Origin of the sequence: Roseivivax halodurans JCM 10272 (assembly GCF_000521785.1) — a bacterium.
Taxonomy (GTDB): domain Bacteria; phylum Pseudomonadota; class Alphaproteobacteria; order Rhodobacterales; family Rhodobacteraceae; genus Roseivivax; species Roseivivax halodurans.
The window spans coordinates 1-2,483 of the sequence record NZ_JALZ01000093.1 but is presented as its reverse complement, the minus strand read 5'-3'; the positions used below and the strand labels follow the sequence as shown (position 1 = coordinate 2,483).

1 protein-coding gene and 1 pseudogene are annotated in these 2,483 nt (G+C 62.3%); one reads left to right on the top strand and one right to left on the bottom strand.

Translation table 11 applies throughout. The annotated features are described in order from the left end of the window. Positions 1-29 precede the first annotated feature (29 nt). Positions 30-914: pseudogene (locus OCH239_RS21185) on the top strand (IS3 family transposase); the annotation flags it as partial. A gap of 297 nt (positions 915-1,211) precedes the next feature. Here OCH239_RS21185 and OCH239_RS21180 read toward each other — a convergent pair. Continuing rightward, on the bottom strand, positions 1,212-2,279 hold the full coding sequence (locus OCH239_RS21180) for an IS110 family RNA-guided transposase (RefSeq protein ID WP_037267436.1): 1,068 nt from the start codon (positions 2,277-2,279) through the stop codon (positions 1,212-1,214). Between the last annotated feature and the right edge of the window lie 204 nt (positions 2,280-2,483).

Genomic DNA, 2,483 nt, shown 5'->3' with positions numbered 1-2,483 from the left:
AGACCGCCCGTGTTTCTTAGGAAGGCGGCGCTCATCTTCGGAGCGGCCACCCGATGAGCTTCGGGTTCGTGGATGAGCATCGTCACATCTGGCCCGTGCGCACCATCTGTGCCGTCCTCGAGGTCTCCGCCAGCGGCTACTATGCCTGGCGGCGGCGACCAGAGAGCAGGCGCAGCTTGGAGAACCGGGACTTGCTCAAGGATATTCGGAGCGCCCATGCGGAAAGCGGCGGGTGCTACGGTGCGCCGCGTATCCATGCCGTTCTGCGCGCGGCCGGCCGGTGTGCCGGGCGCCACCGTATCGCCCGTCTGATGCGCCTTGCTGGCCTGCGCGGGCTGGCCGCAATCCCGCGAGGGGTGCGCACGACCGACAGTCGGCACGACTATCCGATCGCTCCGAACAGGCTGCGCCGGAACTTTACAGCGTCGGCGCCAAACCAGGTCTGGCTGGCCGATCTGACTTACATCCGGACCGGCGAGGGTTGGCTCTTTCTTGCGGCGCTGATCGACATGCACACCCGCAAGGTCGTCGGCTGGAGTATGCGCGAGACCCTGCATGCATCGATCGCTCTCGAAGCACTCGAGATGGCCATCAAACGCCAGCGGCCGGCCCCCGGGCTGATCCAGCATTCCGATCGCGGCATTCAATACGCGGCCGATGAATACCGCCAAGCCCTTGCTGCGGCGAAGATAACGCCCTCGATGAGCCGAAAAGGCAATTGCCTCGACAATGCGCCAATGGAGAGCTTCTTCCACACGCTCAAGGTCGAGCGCGTCCACCACCGAGCCTACGCCACAAGGGACGAAGCGCGCCGCGACCTCTTCGCCTACATCGAAGGCTTCTACAATTCACGCCGGCTGCATTCCGCGATAGGCTACAGATCACCGGCCGACATGGAGCGCATGACGGCCTGACCCCGTCCACTTTTTCGGGGCAGGATCAGTGGTGGCGGCGGCCGTCGCTCCCGGCCCAATGTATGTGTCGGCTGCTGTTCGCAATTGAGAATCCGGCACGGCTTCGGAAATCGCTCATATGTATCCGGCCTGTTGATCGGCTCGCGGGCCGTGGCCTTGATGGGGTTACGCACGCTCCGTGGTCTCATTACCGGCAAGGTCCATTACGACCATTTGGGCCGTCAGACTCTGGGGGCGTATTTTCTCCGTTCCATGCTGTCCTCTCTACCGCGAACTCCTTCGTGACCGTGGAAAGCGTCAGATCGCTTCCATAGCCGCGTCTTTTGGCGCGTCGAACCGGGTGCCGTGCCGCAGAAGGCTCCAGGCGGTTCGAGCGAGTTTGTTGGCAAGCGCGATGGCCGCCTTGTTTCGTGGCATACGGGCGACCGCCTCGCTCAGCCACGGTCCGAAACTGAAGTCGGACCATCGGTGTGGGCGCATCATGATCACTTTCGCCGCCTGCACGAACAACATCCTCAGGTAGCGGCTGCCGCGTTTGGTGATCCGGCCGAGAATGGTGCGACCGCCCGTGCTGAATTGCCGGGGCACCAGACCAACCCAGGCTGCAAAATCGCGCCCCCTGTCGAACGCCTCGCCTTTGCCGACTGCCGCAACCATCGCCGTCGAGATCATTGGCCCGATGCCGGGTATCGTCATGATGTTGGCGCAGTTCTCTTCGGTGCGGCTGATCGCTTCGATCTCGCCGGAGACGTCCCCGATCCGTTTGTCCAGCCAGAGCCAGTCGCCGTAAAGCCCGATCAGGATGCCACGCATTCGAGGTGAGATCTCATCCCGCCGCTGTTCGAGGATCGTTTCGAAGGAATTCTTCAGCGCCCGCAGCCCCGACCTGACGGTGATGCCCTGCTCGATCAGGAAGGCCCGGATCTGGTTGATGGTGGCTGTGCGCCGCGATACCAGCCGTGCCCGGACCCGGTGCAGGGCCTGAAGGTCGAGCTGATCCTGGTTCTTCTCTGAAACGGTCCGAAGGTTAGGCCGCAACGCGGCTTCGGCGATCGCCTCGGCGTCGTTGTAATCGTTCTTCTGGCCCTTGTTGAACGGCTTCACGTAAATCGCCGGTATGATCCGCGGCTCGAACCCCATGCCCCGCAGCGTTCGGCTTACAAAATGGGCGCTGAGGCAAGCCTCCATCCCCACGATGCAGCGTGGGAGTTGCTCAAAGGTGGCATTCAGGGCCAAGCGCTTGATCTGCTTGCGCATGACCAGTTGGCCGGCGCGGTCGAACCCGACCAGATGAAACGTGTCCTTGCCGATATCGACACCGACGACGGCAACGTCTTCAAAGCTTCCTGACTTCTTTGCACACATGGCTACTTCTCCTTGATGCACGGTTGATCCCTCTTCAGGATAACCAACGGTGGGGAAGCAGCCGACACATCCCATTACCCGCCGTTCAGCGGTCGTTTCTTCGCTGCAGGGCGGCTTCACCGAACCAGACGTGCGCGCACCACGCAGCATTTTCTCCGCCCAAATGACAGCCTCGCGGACAAGGACGAAACCGCTCTCGCGGTA